Source organism: Alkalilimnicola ehrlichii (assembly GCF_003399765.1).
GTDB lineage: Bacteria > Pseudomonadota > Gammaproteobacteria > Nitrococcales > AK92 > AK92.
Map to the genome: position 1 here is coordinate 42,340 of NZ_NFZV01000018.1, position 14,469 is coordinate 56,808.

The 14,469-nt window shown below is 58.4% G+C and carries 12 protein-coding genes and 1 pseudogene; 8 read left to right on the forward strand and 5 right to left on the reverse strand.

Annotated elements, in window-relative coordinates; all coding sequences use genetic code 11:
- The first annotated feature begins 101 nt into the window (after window positions 1–101).
- Both CAI21_RS15770 and CAI21_RS15775 read left to right on the forward strand, forming a co-directional pair.
- On the forward strand, window positions 102–1,136 hold the full coding sequence (locus CAI21_RS15770) for a zinc-binding dehydrogenase (protein WP_258868973.1): 1,035 nt from the start codon (window positions 102–104) through the stop codon (window positions 1,134–1,136).
- A 2-nt stretch (window positions 1,137–1,138) separates the two neighbouring features.
- Complete coding sequence (locus tag CAI21_RS15775; protein ID WP_116303172.1) at window positions 1,139–2,251, forward strand: proline racemase family protein; 1,113 nt, start codon at window positions 1,139–1,141, stop codon at window positions 2,249–2,251.
- Window positions 2,252–2,257: 6 nt separating this feature from the next.
- On the opposite strand, the gene CAI21_RS15780 is transcribed toward CAI21_RS15775, so the two are convergent.
- Window positions 2,258–3,223 carry a linear amide C-N hydrolase gene (locus CAI21_RS15780; RefSeq protein WP_116303173.1) on the reverse strand — a complete coding sequence of 322 codons (966 nt, stop codon included), beginning with the start codon at window positions 3,221–3,223 and terminating at the stop codon, window positions 2,258–2,260.
- A gap of 160 nt (window positions 3,224–3,383) precedes the next feature.
- On the opposite strand from CAI21_RS15780, the gene CAI21_RS15785 reads away from it, so the two are divergent.
- From CAI21_RS15785 to CAI21_RS15805, 5 genes are all read left to right on the forward strand, one after another.
- The gene (locus CAI21_RS15785; RefSeq protein WP_116303174.1) at window positions 3,384–4,043 is read left to right on the forward strand and encodes an MBL fold metallo-hydrolase; all 660 of its coding nucleotides are present in this window, start codon (window positions 3,384–3,386) and stop codon (window positions 4,041–4,043) included.
- Complete coding sequence (gene mtgA / locus CAI21_RS15790) at window positions 4,027–4,929, forward strand: monofunctional biosynthetic peptidoglycan transglycosylase (protein WP_309544712.1); 903 nt, start codon at window positions 4,027–4,029, stop codon at window positions 4,927–4,929. The genes CAI21_RS15785 and mtgA overlap by 17 nt, the downstream gene beginning before the upstream one ends.
- Before the next feature lie 358 nt (window positions 4,930–5,287).
- The gene (locus tag CAI21_RS15795) at window positions 5,288–6,820 is read left to right on the forward strand and encodes a CmpA/NrtA family ABC transporter substrate-binding protein (RefSeq protein ID WP_258868969.1); all 1,533 of its coding nucleotides are present in this window, start codon (window positions 5,288–5,290) and stop codon (window positions 6,818–6,820) included.
- Window positions 6,821–6,926: 106 nt separating this feature from the next.
- Complete coding sequence (locus tag CAI21_RS15800) at window positions 6,927–7,931, forward strand: ABC transporter permease (RefSeq protein ID WP_116303175.1); 1,005 nt, start codon at window positions 6,927–6,929, stop codon at window positions 7,929–7,931.
- A 14-nt stretch (window positions 7,932–7,945) separates the two neighbouring features.
- The gene (locus CAI21_RS15805) at window positions 7,946–8,800 is read left to right on the forward strand and encodes an ABC transporter ATP-binding protein (RefSeq protein WP_404840882.1); all 855 of its coding nucleotides are present in this window, start codon (window positions 7,946–7,948) and stop codon (window positions 8,798–8,800) included.
- Between the two features lie 13 nt (window positions 8,801–8,813).
- On the opposite strand, the gene CAI21_RS15810 is transcribed toward CAI21_RS15805, so the two are convergent.
- The 3 genes and pseudogenes from CAI21_RS15810 to CAI21_RS15820 form a co-directional block, all read right to left on the reverse strand.
- Window positions 8,814–9,608 (reverse strand): ABC transporter permease, encoded by a 795-nt coding sequence (locus CAI21_RS15810; RefSeq protein WP_116303177.1) that lies wholly within the window; start codon window positions 9,606–9,608, stop codon window positions 8,814–8,816.
- 49 nt (window positions 9,609–9,657) lie between these two features.
- Window positions 9,658–10,575 (reverse strand): annotated as a pseudogene (locus tag CAI21_RS15815) (ATP-binding cassette domain-containing protein); the annotation flags it as partial.
- Window positions 10,576–10,693: 118 nt separating this feature from the next.
- Window positions 10,694–11,239, reverse strand: coding sequence for a superoxide dismutase family protein (locus CAI21_RS15820; RefSeq protein ID WP_116303178.1), 546 nt, complete (start codon window positions 11,237–11,239; stop codon window positions 10,694–10,696).
- A gap of 308 nt (window positions 11,240–11,547) precedes the next feature.
- On the opposite strand from CAI21_RS15820, the gene CAI21_RS15825 reads away from it, so the two are divergent.
- Window positions 11,548–12,339, forward strand: a complete 792-nt coding sequence (locus CAI21_RS15825) for a hypothetical protein (protein WP_116303179.1) — start codon at window positions 11,548–11,550, stop codon at window positions 12,337–12,339.
- A gap of 296 nt (window positions 12,340–12,635) precedes the next feature.
- Here CAI21_RS15825 and CAI21_RS15830 read toward each other — a convergent pair whose 3' ends face one another.
- Complete coding sequence (locus tag CAI21_RS15830; RefSeq protein WP_116303180.1) at window positions 12,636–14,330, reverse strand: hypothetical protein; 1,695 nt, start codon at window positions 14,328–14,330, stop codon at window positions 12,636–12,638.
- Window positions 14,331–14,469 lie beyond the last annotated feature (139 nt).

Below are 14,469 nucleotides of genomic sequence, written 5' to 3' on the forward strand. Positions count from 1 at the left end.
GAGACCATGTCGGCGATGCTGCTGACCGGGCACGGCGGTATCGATAAATTGGTGTACCGCGACGATGTGCCCACCCCCAAGCCCGCGCGGGCGAAGTCTTGGTGCAAGTCACGGCGACGGCCAAGAACAACACCGACCGTAAAGCCCGCGAGGGTCTTTATCCGACCAAGGATAAAGGCGAGATGACCTCCTTCCAGATCGGTGGCTCGCCGACCTTGACCTTTCCCCGGATTCAGGGTGCCGATGTTGCCGGCCGCATCGTCGCGGTAGGCGACGGTGTCGACTCGGGCCGGATCGGGGAGCGTGGTTTATTGGATTTCAATCTCTACCCCGATAGTCGGCGCGATATCAATTTGACGCCGGATTACTACGGCCACGGTGCCGATGGCGGCTATGCCGAGTACATTGCGGTGCCGTCCGATCAGTTTCACACGGTCGCCAATCCAGCGCTGGCGGATGCCGAGTTGGCGGCGATGGGCATGTGCTCCTACCAAACCGCGATGCACATGCTGACCTCGGCTAAGGTCAAGGCCGGCGAGCGGGTGCTGGTTACCGGTGCTAGCGGAGGCGTCGGTACGGCGCTGATTCAGTTATGCCGGATCATGGGTGCAATCCCCTATGCGCTGAGCCAGCAGGATAAGGCCGACGCCTTGTTGGCGTTGGGCGCGGAGGCGGTATTGGATCGCTCCGACATGGCTAACTTCACCGACAAGGTACGGGCCGTGACGCAGGGGCAGCCGATCGATGCGGTGATGGACTTGGTCGGCGGCGAGATGACCGACCGCTTCATCGACACCATGATCTTCGACATGAAACGCCGCAGCAGCTACCCCCGGCTAAGCATTGCCGGTGCCAGCGGCGGTAACGTCAGCGAAATGATGTGGACCCGGATTTACCTTTATCAGGTGCAGATTTTCGGGGTGTCCCACGGCACGCGGGAAGAGGCCGAGCAACTGGTGGCGTGGATTCGTTCCGGCGAGCTCAAGCCGGTGCTGCACGGCGCGTTCAAGCTATCCGAGCTGCATGCGGCGGAAGAGTACTTCGTCAATCGCGGCAGCAATTACCTCGGCAAAATCGTCATCGTGCCTGACGCGCAATGGCAGGAACACGGCGCGCCGTTCGCGGTAGGAGAATAAGTATGAGCGAGAGACTCACCTTACAGTTGCTCGACACCCATGCCGGCGGCGATGTCAGCCGCATTGTCACCGGCGGTATCGAGCCGCTACCGGGGGCGACGGTGCGGGCGCAGATGGAATACTTGCGGGATGAGGCGGACGGGCTGCGCAAGCTGCTGCTGAACGAGCCGTACGGCATTCCCGAAATGTCGGTGGATCTGCTGGTACCGCCGACCGATCCGCGGGCGCAGGTCGGCTACATCATCATGGAGGTGATGGGATACCCGATTTATTCGGGGTCTAACACCATCTGCACCGCGACGGCCGCCTTGGAAACCGGCTTGGTACCCAAGCGGGAAGGTCGGCAGCGGTTCGTTATGGAATCGCCGGCCGGTTTGGTGCATATCGAAGCGACGGTCCGCAACGGCGCGGTCGAAGCGGTTACCTGCGAAGGGTTGCCCAGTTACATCGATACCTATAAGGCTCGTATCCATGTGCCGTCGGTGGGGCGAATTACGTATAGCGTTGCTTACAGCGGCGGTTTCTATGCGCTGGTGGACGCCACCGAGCTGGGCTTTGATCTTACCTTGGACGAAGAGGCGCAGCTGGCGAAAACGGCTTACGCCATCGTAGAGGCCTTGCAGGCCGAGCGCGGCTTTTCGCACTACACCTTAGGCGATGTCGGGCCGCTGCCGTTTCTGCACTTCATGGGGCCGGTCGAGCAGGTGGCGGATAATTTCTACCGCTCCCGTTCGACGACCTATGTGCATCCGGGCGTGATCTGCCGGAGTACTACCGGAACCGGTACCTCGGCTCGCTTGGCTTTGATGGCGCACGAAGGCAAGATCAAGCCCGGCGATAAGCTGGAGACCGCGTCTTTGCGCAACACCGGCTTCATCGGCGAGTTTACCGGCACTCAACAGGCCGGGCCGCACCAAATCGTTGAGAACACGATTACCGGGCGCGGCTACGTGCTCTCCCGCTCCGAGATCGTGGTTAACAGCGGCGACCCGATGGCCGAGCGCGACGGTTTGCGGCATATTCTGACCAGCGCTCACACGCCGGCAACGAAGGCCGCTTCGTTGGCTGCTAACGTGCCGGAGATTAGACAACTCGATATCGAAGTCGAGGGTTAGGCCGGGTTATGCGGAAGCGAACGCAAAAGGCTCTGCCGGTACAAAGCGGTCGGTGACATCGCCGATCGGCTTTGCCGATGTCAGGTCGAGTCGCTGGCATTGCTCGAAGTCCAGCTCGTCGATGCGGGTCCAGACGATGTTCGGGCTGAACGAAGACTCAAAGGCGTAGATTCGTCGGGTCAAATCCGCGAGCGTGCGCCAGATGGTCTGCGACATGTGCGGTCGCGTCGGGTCGGGGACGCCGAAAGGCTGGGCGGCGTTACGCATCACGCTTAACAGGGCGGCGTATGCTTGCATTGGCGTATCCGCCGCCGGTAGACGGCCGACGTAATAACTGGCGCGTACGAAACGATCGGCGGCTTCGGTGGTTCCCGGCAGCGGTTGGGAGCCGCCGAGGCCTTGATAATGGCGCAGGTGTTCCAGTTGTTGATCGAACGGCGGCGAGTTGGTCATCACCCGATAGTTGCGGTCATGATGGGTAACGCATTGGCCGTCGATGTACTCGATGATGGCCGAGTCTCCGCTCGGGTCGTCGATGGCGAGATGCACCGTCGCCCAGCGCTGCGTGTTGGGGTCCACCTGCGGCCTTACTTGGAAAGGCTGCGTTGCAAGGTATTCGACGCATTCCGCCACCGAGGCAAAGCGGTCGAGAAAGAACTGAGCCCATAAAGCGATCGACAGGGCCGGTACGTTTTGGTCGCGCTCGCCGTAGGCCGACTCCGTTAGCCACAGTAAATGTGTCGCCAGGCCCTTTTCGTTCATGCCATCGGTGGTGGCTTCGTCGTAGGCCGTTGCAACGAGGCTGCCATAGCGCGCGCTCCAACGTAACGGGTTCGGGTCGTTGTCCGTGCCGAGGCGTTGCGCGCCGCGCGGCAATACCCAGAGTCGGGTCCGCATATCTTCCATCCAGTCCATGTTCCGCCCCACCAGGACGCCTTGTCCGCTCCGGTCCCATAACACTCGCGTACACATCGCCGCCACCTTCGCTCGCTTTTCATGAGTGAATACCACTGTGAGGTGGGGGAGAGGTTGTTCTGAAGCAAGTTAGGAGAGTTCGACACGAAAGGCTTGACCTAAAGTTCGCTTAAGGCTCTAGGCTGCTGAAGCTCATTCGGATTAAAGGAGCCTGGTGATGCGTCAAATTCAACCTGATCTGTGGCAAACCGAAGTAGAGAATCCGGCTCCCGGGCTCTTTACGCATGCTTATCTATTGGTTCGCGACACCGGTAATGTGTTGTTTTACAACACGGGTGTCGACGACGACATCGATCAGATGGCCGCCTTAGGCGGAGTCGCCTATCAATTCTTAAGCCATAGAGACGAACTGAGCGATACATTAAGTGTGTTCGCGGAACGATTCGGAGCCGAATTAGGCGGGCATGTTGCCGAGCGGGCAGAGTTTGCCGAATTTCGAGTGCCGACGGTGGCGTTCGATAAACGGGAGACGAAGCTTGGTAACATCGAGGTGATCCCTACGCCGGGGCATAGTCCGGGCAGCACCTCCTTTTTAGTGACTTCGCCCTTTGGCAAGCGCTACCTTTTTACCGGCGATACACTTTACATGAGCGCCGAAGAAACGATAGAAACCGCTTATTTCGAGCGCGGAAGCGATTTCGACGCGTATCTTGAGAGCCTTAATGTGCTGCGGGCATTAGAGCCGGATGTCGTGATTTCGAGTGCGACAGGCGGTAATGGCGGTTATAAGGAGCTGGTTAAAGGAGAGTGGCCGCAGCTCGTCGAGCGTGCTTCCGAACGGCTGCGTTCCAGGAGGACGATTGTTCGAGCGTCATGAGCCAGCGTTTCCTTTATCGATAGTGAGCGTGCTAGCCTGCTTCGCCGGAGGGGGAGGGATATTCAGCGTTTCTCAGGCGTCTCCGCCCGGTAACGACATCGCCGGTGTCGGTACAACGGCCCGGCAATGCGAACAACATAGGCCACGTTTAGAAGTCGATAGTATGCGCGCAAGGAGACGAAAGTACCGGGGCGGTAGCTCGAAGCTGCTGAAATGGAGTTTGACCGTCGTTGCGGCGGTGGTGGCCGTCAGCGTAATGCTGGTTTTGGTCCTGCGTTGGGTGCCGCCGCCAACTTCGGCCTTTATGTTGCAACATGTGCTTCAGCAGCGCGGATCTAGCCAGGCTGTGCCCTTGAGACATCGCTGGGTGCCCCTGGAATCGATGTCCGCCTACGCCCCGGCTGCCGTGGTCGCGGCGGAAGACCAATTGTTCTATCACCATCGAGGTTTCGACTTCGAAGCGTTACGGCAGGCGTGGGCGCATAATCAGGCGGGCGGGGCGGTTCGCGGCGGCAGTACGATTACTCAACAAACGGCGAAAAACTTATTCCTGTGGCCGGCACGCAGCCTATTTCGCAAGGGCGTGGAAGCGTATTTCGCCGTGTTGATCGAAGCGCTTTGGCCGAAGCAACGCATCGTCGAAGTGTACCTTAACATCGCGCAATTCGGCGACGGCATCTACGGCGTGGGTGCGGCAAGCGAGGCTTTCTTCGGCAAGCCTGCCGCCGAGCTGACCGCTTATGAGGCGGCGTTGCTAGCCGCCGTGCTACCCAACCCGGTGCGGCTACGTGTGGACCAGCCATCCGCGTATGTCTTACAGCGGCGGGATTGGATCGCACGCCAAATGTGGCAATTAGAGGCTCACGGTTACCTGCCGAGCTATTAAGTGTCGCTGCGAGAGGCCGCGCCATGCGGCGATAGCTCTTATAGCCATTGGAGAGCGGCCTCAGCGTTCAAGCCGCATTGAAAATGTGCTCGTGGAAGCCTGGTTCGAAGGCTTTCCCTTCGCTCCCGATCTTCTTTCTTTCGATATCTCGCCTGTTGCCATGCACTAAGCCCGTGCATGGCACCGTCGAATTGCACCCAATTTCGGCAGTGTTTCTGAACGGCTGTCTGACGGATGTTGTTGTTGCTTTTGATTTAAGGCAATTTTCGCCTTGGCATGCACTTTGCTAGCTAGGGCAAAGGACGTGAACCAGGCCTTTTTCAGGTACGAGTGCGTCGAACGCTAAGGATCGTGCAACGTGGCGCGGTCAATGTTCGATTACCGGGCGCGCTGCGATAGCGGTAACTGGGGCGAACCCAAACCGTTGCCGCCTCTCGCGAGCTCGGCGTTAAGCACGCATTGGCGTGCCATTCGTTCGTACCTGCACGACAAAGGTGAAATTATGCGCACACGTCCTGCGATCCTTGCTTCTGCCTTTAAACACGTTTGTGCCATTGCGTTAGGCGCGGGTCTTGCCTTCTCCGGCGCCGTCAACGCGGAGGTCGGTTGGCCGGAAAAGGAAGATCTGACCTTCGGTTTTATCAAGCTGACCGATATGGTCCCCCTGGCCATAGCCCTGGAACGCGGCTACTTCATGGACGAGGGTCTGTTCGTCGAGCTAGAGGCCCAGGCGAACTGGCGAGTGCTTTTGGATCGCGTTATTTCGGGCGATCTTGACGGCGCGCACATGCTGTCCGGGCAACCGCTGGCCTCCACGATCGGTTACGGCACCCAAGCGCATATCATTACCGCGTTTACAATGGACCTGAACGGCAACGCTTGCACCGTTTCCAACGCGGTCTGGGAAGCCATGAAACCCCATCTCGCTATGGATGGCGACAAGCCGCGGCACCCCATTGGCGCCGAAGCGCTGATCCCGGTCATCGAGGCGTTCAACGACGACGGCGAGCAGTTTCGGCTGGGAATGGTTTTTCCCGTTTCTACGCATAACTATGAGCTTCGCTATTGGCTGGCTGCCGGCGGGATTCACCCCGGCTACTATGCCCCGCAACGGGGCGATACCTCCGGTACTCAGGGGGCTGACGTACAAATTTCCGTTACGCCGCCGCCGCAAATGCCGGCGACCTTGGAAGCGGGCACGATCAACGGCTATTGCGTCGGCGAACCCTGGAATCAGCAGGCGGTGTTTCGCGGCATCGGGACGCCTGTCATTACCGATTACGACATCCGCAACAACATCTCCGAGAAAGTGTTCGGAGTTAGCAACGAGTGGGCGGAGCGCTATCCGAACACCCACATTCGCGTGGTTAAGGCACTGATTCGCGCAGGTTATTGGCTGGACGCCAATGATAATGCCAATCGAGAAGAGGCCGCCCGCATTATTTCGGAGCCGCATTATGTCGGTGCCGACTACGAGGTAATCGCCAACTCGATGACGGGGGTGTTCGAGTTCGAGAAAGGCGATGTCCGCGCCGCGCCCGACTTCAATGTCTTCTTCCGCTACAACGCGACTTACCCCTATTACTCCGACGCGGTTTGGTACCTAACGCAAATGCGCCGTTGGGGCCAGATTCCGGAGGCCAAGCCGGACGATTGGTACATGGAAACCGCGAGGAAGGTGTTCCGTCCGGATATCTACCAAATCGCCGCCCGCGAGTTGATTCGCGAGGGGCATATTCCTGCGTCTGCCTTTCCGGATTTCGACACCGAGGATGGCTTCAGGTCGGTCGAGGCAACGACCTTTATCGACGGCATCGAATTCGATGGCCGGGCACCGAATGCCTACCTTGAACGATTCGAAATCGGTTTGAAGGGCGACGAAACCCCCTGAGGGTGGGTGAAGGTTGCGATCGTTCCGACGGTTTTCGAACTTAAAGGAATGGCCGACCGTTCTGCCGCCCTCCGCACGGAGGGCGGCGCTATCCAGGAGAATATTTATGCGACTGACGCTACCGAACCTTACCTGGGCGGAATCTTTGCGTAGCCTGACCCGGGGCGAGCTTCCCGTCGTCCAGTGGCAGGCTTTGGCTCGCGCTATTCTGCTTCCGCTGATCGGCCTCGCGGCCTTCCTGTTCGTGTGGGCGCAAACGGCTCCGCTTATCAACACCTCGCTCGGTCAGTTCCCCGGACCCGCGCAGGTTTACGCGCAGGCCGGCAACCTGTGGGCAGAACACCGCGCCGAACAGGCACGGGCGGCCGAATTCTACGAGCGAGTGGAGCAAATGAATGCTCAGCGCCTCGCGCAAGACCCAAATTATGTACCGCGCGAGCGGCGCTTCAGCGGCCGTACTACCTTCATCGATCAGGTAAAAACAAGCCTGCAAACGGTGCTGGCCGGTTTTATCGTGGCATCGGTGATCGCTATTCCGCTTGGCATTGTCATCGGCCTTAGTAACAGCCTGTACGCGGCGGCCAACCCCGTCATTCAGCTGCTCAAGCCTATTTCGCCGCTTGCCTGGTTGCCCTTGGTGACGCTGGTTGTAAGCGCATTGTATGTAACGGACAACCCAGCCTTTTCGCGCAGTTTTCTCGTATCGGTATTTACGGTAACGCTGTGCTCCTTATGGCCAACGCTGATTAACACCGCCGTCGGCGTCGCCAATACCAGCCGCGATTTGCTTAACGTCAGTCGTGTGCTGCGGTTGAGCTGGTGGACGCATGTGCGTCGCATTGTGCTGCCTGGTGCGGTGCCGATGATCTTCACCGGGTTGCGGCTCAGCCTCGGGATTGCCTGGATGGTGCTGATTGCCGCAGAGATGCTGTCGCAGAACCCCGGCCTTGGAAAATTCGTCTGGGACGAATTCCAAAACGGCAGTTCTGCCTCCTTGAGCCGGATTATGGTCGCCGTGATCGTGATCGGCATGATCGGCTTTTTGCTCGATCGCAGCATGTTGTTACTGCAACGCTTGGTGTCTTGGGATAAAGCAGCGGTCCTGCGCTGATTGCAAGGAGATAGGTGATGACGCACTTGCACTTGGATCATGTTTCTATTGAGTTTCCGACCCCGAAGGGGCCGTTCAAGGCCCTGCACGAGGTTAGCCTGAAAATCGATAAGGGCGAATTCGTCTCCCTCATCGGCCATTCCGGCTGCGGCAAGTCGACGGTGTTGAACATCGTCGCCGGCCTGCACCAAGCGACGGCAGGCGGCGTGCTACTGGACGGGCGGGAGGTCAACGCGCCGGGGCCCGATCGCGGCGTTGTGTTTCAGAATCACAGCCTCGCGCCTTGGCTGAGCGTTTATCAAAACGTTGAGTTGGCGGTGAGACAGGTCTTTAAGGGTAAAAAGACGCGGGCGGAGATGCGCGAGTGGATACAGCATAACCTGGAACTGGTGCATATGGGGCACGCTATGAATCGCCGTCCCGATGAAATATCCGGCGGTATGAAGCAACGAGTCGGCATCGCCAGAGCCTTGGCGATGGAGCCTAAGGTGTTGCTGATGGATGAGCCGTTCGGCGCCTTGGATGCCCTGACCCGAGCGCACTTACAGGATTCGTTGATGGAAATACATGCGGATCTGAACAATACCGTGATCATGATTACTCACGACGTCGACGAGGCGGTGTTGCTGTCGGATCGCATTGTGATGATGACGAACGGCCCGGCAGCGACGGTAGGCGAGATACTTGAGGTCGATCTGGAACGGCCGCGGCGGCGCGTGGAACTAGGGGGCGACCCGCGTTATGTGCAGCACCGGCAGGAAGTGCTGCGCTTCCTCTACGAAAAGCACGCCAAGATCGAAGAGTTCCCGCGCCGGCAGGCCGCCGATCGGCAACGAAAAGCACCGCCGCAGGCGCGGAAAACGGGATAAGGCGGATCGGCCGCTAGCTATTGGCCAGACGCCGGCTCAAGGCCGCAACTGATAACGGGGCAAAAATCGCCGTGATAGCGACCGCCCACAGTAAGGACCATAGCGCCGGCTCCACAACCGGCCCACCGACCAGGAGGCCGCGCGCGGCATCGGCCAGGTGGGATACCGGGTTGTGGTTGACGGCGACCTGCAACCAGTCGGGCATCGTCTCCACCGGGACGAAGACGTTGCTCACAAAGGTGATGGGGAATAACGCCGTGAAGCCGAACAGTTGGACGTGCTCCGGGTCCTTGGCGACCACACCGACCAATACCATGATCCACGATACCGCCAGCGCCATGATCAGTACCAAGACAATCATGCCCACCAGCCCTAATGGCGTCGTGCCGAGCCGGAAGCCAAGCAGAAAACCGACGGCTAACAACAGTAAAATTGCCCAGGTTTGCTTGACCAGATCGGCGACGATCCTGCCGGTCAGCGGTGCCCACCGAGCGATCGGCAAGGCCCGGAAGCGATCGAAAATCCCTTTCGTCAGATCGGTGTTGAGGCCGTGGCCGACATAGACGGTGACGAATACCATGTTCATCACGATAACGCCGGGGAGGATAAACTGTAGATACTCCGCGGTGGAATCGGCAATGGCCCCGCCGAATACGTATAGGAAAAGCAGCAAGAACAAAATGGGCTGAATGCTGAAATCGCCTAGTTCCCAAGGGTTGTGGCGAATCTGTAGGAGGCTGCGCCAAGCCAGCGTGAAGGTTTGCTGCAAGCCTTGGAGTAGACCGACCCGTGGCGTGGCGTCGCTCATGACGTAGCGTCTCCCTCCGTTGGCGTGGGGGGCGGCTATTTGTGCCGTGGCCGGTGATGGATAGAAAAACATCGTCCAGGCTGGCGTTTCGGAGCATGAGTTCGCCGACGTGGATGCCGGCCTCATCGAGCCGGCGCACGAGGGCGGGAAGGAGTTCGGGGTCGGCAACCGGTGCGGTGAGTTGCAGGCCGTCGATCTGAACGTTGCCCTGGGTAAGCTCGGTCAGCCGTGCGGCAATAATAGGCACGTGCGCTTCTTGGACGGCGCGTATCGTCAGCGTTCGCCCGCCGACACGGGCTTTTAACTCATCGGCGGTACCGGCAGCGATGGCTCGCCCTTGATCGATCACGACGATACGGTCGGCGAGGTTATCGGCTTCTTCCAGATACTGCGTTGTTAACAGTACGGTTGTGCCTTCGGCGACCAAACGCCGAATTAAGTCCCATAACTCAAGCCGTGCGCGCGGATCGAGCCCGGTGGTCGGTTCGTCCAGAAACAGTATTTGCGGCCGTCCGACTAGGCTTGCCGCCAAGTCAAGCCGCCGCCGCATGCCCCCGGAGTACGTTTTGGCGGCCCGGCCGGCGGCGTGATCCAGCGAAAAGTCGGCTAATAATCTTGCGGCGCGCTGTTTGGCGGCCTTGCGCGATAAGCCGAGCAAACGCCCGATCAATACCAAGTTTTCTTGGCCGGTGAGTTTTTCGTCGACGGAGGCATATTGGCCGGTGAGGCCAAGCTGCTGACGGACGCAATGAGCTTGCGTGCAGATATCGTAGCCGGCGATTGTGGCCCGCCCTTGGTCAGGGTCTAGCAAGGTGGCCAGAACGCGGACCATGGTTGTTTTGCCCGCTCCGTTAGGGCCGAGTAGTCCCAACACCGTACCGGCCGGCACGGCTAAGTCGACACCGGCCAGCGCGGTTGTCTCGCCGAAGCGCTTAACGATGCCTTCTGCCCGAATTGCGTAATCCATAAATACCGAAGTTTTAGCCCGACTCTTGCTACCTCTCGGCCGTTAGCAGGTTTCTCAAGTGGGTAGGCCGATAGGCGGGATGCCGAGCACGAGGATTGTCGGCATCCCCTACGCCGTATTAGTCAGCGGCTTGAATTACGGCACAGGCGATTCTTGCGCCGGCGTTACCGATCGGCTGCGAGATGTGGTCGTCCGGGTTCTCGTGAATCACCAATGCCGCGCCGCTCTCTGTGAGTATCTTGGCGCCGATGGCGCCATCCAAGCTGGCGCGCGAGGTGAAAAACTCCGCCCAGGCGTAGCCGTTCTCATGCACATAAAAATTGGTTAGATCCCCGGCATCGGGGCCTTCCGGATGCATAAGGCCATGCTTTTTCCCATCGGGGTTCAAGTGCCCGCCGGAGGCCTGGAAACCATGGTCGTGATCTTCGCAGGTGCCGGTATCGTGGATGTGGATTGCCTTCGGCCCCGGCGGCAGATCTTGCACTTCGAGTTGAATCAGGGTGCCGTTCGGGCCTTGGCGGAGCGTCGCCGCCCCGATGGCGTCGCCGTCCTGGTTAAAGAACTCTGCATGGGCCCGTTTTTCTTCCTCGGCCATTGCCGCACCGGCGGTAGCGATACCCAGTGCCAGTAGCCATGCATGGCAGGTTCTAATGCTCGTAGTCATCTGTTGCATTCCCTTTCCAGATTACGTTTGGAGGCTTGATGTTCGCATTCGGACGGTTGCCGGTAAAGACGGGGTGTTTTTACTTTCAACTATAATCTGTGAAAATGGAACGTTCGGGTCTCTGTGGAAGCAGGCGTTTTTTCGTTTTTTTTTGCTGCGGCGGGGTGGGGGTAAAGCGAGCGTTTCGATCGGGAGGTGTGTCTTTTGTAAGCTCGTAAGTGCCTGTCTGTCAGCAATTTTTTTGCAATAAAAAGGCTTGTCGAGCCGAGTGCGGCTATATGGCAAGGAGATATCGCAAGGAGTAAAGCATGCGTTTTTGGGCCAAAGGCGTAACCATCGCGGTGGCGCTTGGATTGTTTGCTACGGCGAATGCCGAGCTTTCGGGTACCGAGAGCTATGGGGTTTACGTAAAGTCGGCGGATGGGTACGTAAAGACGCAGCAGCTGGACGCTTTCTATAATCTGAACTTCGACGCAACGGCTCGTATGTTTGGGTTCCCGGTGGTAGCGCGGGAAGGGGAGTCGCTGGCGTTGATCGTGCATCACCCGGATTTCCGGCCGGGCGCGTTTGAATTAGAGGCTCGGCCGATGGCTATGGCCAGTGCCCGCCGGCCGGTGGGGGCAAGTGTCACGCCGTTGGGCGATGATCGTTATCGGATCGAGAGCAGCGAGCCGGTGGCCGATGACTTCGTGGTGTTGGTCAATCTCGGTTGCTGTATTGCCGGCATTCAAGGGGCTGCACTCGGAGAGCCTTTGCCGGCCATGCTCAATGCCTACCGAAAAGGGCAGGATCTTAATCCCGCCTCAGCCGAGCAAGTGGTTGGTCGTATGCAACGCGCCTTGCCGGACAATGAGGATGTGGCCGAACTGCATCGGTATTGGGTGCGTCGGCTCGCGCAACGCGAAGCGTCCCGCCATTACGAATTCATCGAAGGGATTTGGGCGACCTTCGAGCGGGCCGAGGATCTGGAAACGCGCATCGAAACCTTACAGCACGTGCGTCGTTTAGCGGAAAATTACCTAAACGATCACCCCGACGGGTTGGAGCGAGAGCAGGTCGAGCAACTGCATCGGGAAGCAACCGGGCGGCTGGAGATCTAGGTTCTCAGCTTCCTGCAGGCGAACCCTAGGAAAACCTTGGCGCCTCTCCGTACATAAAGAGGCGCCAGGGGTGTTATCGACGTCGCCCGCCTCCGGAAAGCGACTATGAGAAGAAATAGAAGAAACTCTGGTGTTCATCTAAAGGATGATGGCCATTCACTGCGAACGTTGATTATGAGATTGCGCGGCGAAGGCAGGCCGCCGGGATAAAGTTGATGCGGTCGGGATTAAGAGGTAGAGGATGTGTCAAAGGCCGCAGTTTCGCGGCCTTTGACATCTGTCGGTAGTGGTTGTTTCTACCGCACTTCGATAGTTACCGTCACGCTGGCGTCATTATCGCGGCTGGCGCTGAACGTAACTTGTGCTCGGTCGCCTGGTCTGCCGTTAGTAGCCGTTAAGCTAACCCATGCTCCCCCGTATAGGTCGGTGCGGAGCCCCCTGCCTACGATTGGATGGTACTCAATCTCCACTTCAAGGTCATCGCGGCTTTTCTCAATACCAACGTTGATCGGCTCCAGAGGTAGAGGAACCTCCGCGCCGCCGTCGACCAAACGTAGCCGAACGTGATGTGTCTCGGTTCCCATCAACTGGGTTTCACTGGCGGTTAACGACCAGCCGATAATGGAGCTAAAGCAGATCGATGGGTCTACCCTAACTGCTCGAGCGCCTGTTTCTGGATTCCCGCTGACTTCAGCGACAAGAATGACTTGGGCTGATTCCGGTTCTCTATAACGAATGTCAAAGGAATGATAACGGCCTTCTTCGTCGTAATAGTACAAATCGTAGGGTTCGTCGTGTCCGTAACTGCCGGCAATACATCCAAGATGGATGGTTCTAGGAGTGGCAGGATACGACACGTAAAACTCCCCTTCGCCTTCATTATCGGTTATGACTGTGCCGGGGAGACCGTCGGCTCCGGTCACCGAGCCGCCGGTTTCGCTGACGCCCAGCCACCAGCGCAGGTTAGAGGCTCCGTCAATAAGGAATTGGTTGGAGGTATAGTCGCCAAATTCCCGATTGACGCGTCCTGTGTTGGGGCCGAAGGCTTCAACGAGGATGCGGTTACGGTCCCCAGGAATCGGCGTGTCCTTGATTAAGAGACGGGACCCTTTGCCCGAACCGCTATCGATGGGATAGAGCTGCATATTGTCGCGAATAAGCGGCGTGATGAAGTCCCCAAAGAAGGGGTTGTTTGTGTGGAAATAATCTTGGTCACCATAAGCGACTTGGCCATCGTTGCCATAGCTCAGCACGGTGTCTATTAAGCCTAGGTGAACAATGGCGTTTTTAACCGGATAACCATACCTATCCGTGACTTTGACCTTGCCTACGCGTCGATAAACGGCATTGTTAACATCTTGCACGGCACTAAGTTGTCGCCAGATAATGTGGACCGTATGGGCTTCGGCCGACGCTATGCTGATGATGGGTGCAGTCGCCACCACCGGTTTGCTGAGTTGTCCGCCGTTTCTATTTCTTAGCGCTTCTATTTTAACTTCAACCATGCCCGGCAAGGTGCCTGCCTGGAAGCTAAGCGATGCGCTTCCGCCTTCGGTCCGAATATCGATGGAGGGCTGGCTAAGGCTGGTTTGCACAATCTCGCCCGCCGCGTTGCGCCCGGAGAAGTACTCGCCGCCGTGGGGCGCATTGACGACCGTTACCCGTAGGTTATTGAGCGAGCGGTTGTTGTAGCCGCGCTCGTCGATCGAAGCGCCGCGGGAGTCGGTCACTTCGATAGCGAGATTGGTTTGCGCCACCTCGCCGCGACCCATGGCGAACACATGATGGTTGGCGACATCGATGGTGATATTGGCCGGATCCCCCGTCGATACGCCGATAGGGTTGCTGCCACCGTTATCGTCGTCGATATCTTGCGAGTCATCCGGATCGTTATTGTCCGGCGGATCGTTGTCGTTATCGCTGCTGCCGCTGCAGCCCACAAGGGTGGCCAGCAGAAAGCCGAATAAGAGTGGATAAAGAATGGATCGCATAGGTTCCCCCTTGGAACTCACTTGCATGAAGTGGGCTCACAGGCCCCTGACTTCATCGTCCCTTTTTCTTGCAAAGCCTAGGTAGGGTGAAGAAGTTTTGTTTTTTATGTCGGTGTCGCTGTCGTGTGACGGGTGTCAC

Bases quoted from the DNA above. Each gene is read 5' to 3' on its own strand.
- CAI21_RS15775 (WP_116303172.1), top strand. From the start codon at position 1,139: ATGAGCGAGAGACTCACCTTACAGTTGCTCGACACCCATGCCGGCGGC.
- CAI21_RS15780 (WP_116303173.1), bottom strand. From the start codon at position 3,223: ATGTGTACGCGAGTGTTATGGGACCGGAGCGGACAAGGCGTCCTGGTG.
- CAI21_RS15785 (WP_116303174.1), top strand. From the start codon at position 3,384: ATGCGTCAAATTCAACCTGATCTGTGGCAAACCGAAGTAGAGAATCCG.
- CAI21_RS15800 (WP_116303175.1), top strand. From the start codon at position 6,927: ATGCGACTGACGCTACCGAACCTTACCTGGGCGGAATCTTTGCGTAGC.
- CAI21_RS15810 (WP_116303177.1), bottom strand. From the start codon at position 9,608: ATGAGCGACGCCACGCCACGGGTCGGTCTACTCCAAGGCTTGCAGCAA.
- CAI21_RS15820 (WP_116303178.1), bottom strand. From the start codon at position 11,239: ATGACTACGAGCATTAGAACCTGCCATGCATGGCTACTGGCACTGGGT.
- CAI21_RS15825 (WP_116303179.1), top strand. From the start codon at position 11,548: ATGCGTTTTTGGGCCAAAGGCGTAACCATCGCGGTGGCGCTTGGATTG.
- CAI21_RS15830 (WP_116303180.1), bottom strand. From the start codon at position 14,330: ATGCGATCCATTCTTTATCCACTCTTATTCGGCTTTCTGCTGGCCACC.